Here is a 247-nt window from a genome sequence, read left to right on the forward strand (position 1 = left end):
CAGCGCTTCCTGGATCAGGTTGCCGCGAAAGACGCAGGTGACGACGAAGCGATGTTCTACGACGAAGATTACGTCACCGCACTGGAACACGGCTTACCGCCGACAGCAGGTCTGGGAATTGGTATCGACCGTATGGTAATGCTGTTCACCAACAGCCATACCATCCGCGACGTTATTCTGTTCCCGGCGATGCGTCCAGTAAAATAAGCATTACGTTATGCTCATAACCCCGGCAAATGTCGGGGTT

At 53.4% G+C, this 247-nt stretch carries 1 protein-coding gene; it reads left to right on the forward strand.

What is annotated here, in order from left to right; translation table 11 throughout:
• The coding region (locus tag SB756_RS33715) for an amino acid--tRNA ligase-related protein (protein WP_311975758.1) at window positions 1-207 on the forward strand (207 nt) is incomplete at its 5' end.
• Between the last annotated feature and the right edge of the window lie 40 nt (window positions 208-247).

It is taken from the genome of Pseudomonas sp. SIMBA_068, from assembly GCF_046534705.1.
GTDB classification, from domain to species: Bacteria; Pseudomonadota; Gammaproteobacteria; order Pseudomonadales; family Pseudomonadaceae; genus Aquipseudomonas; species Aquipseudomonas putida.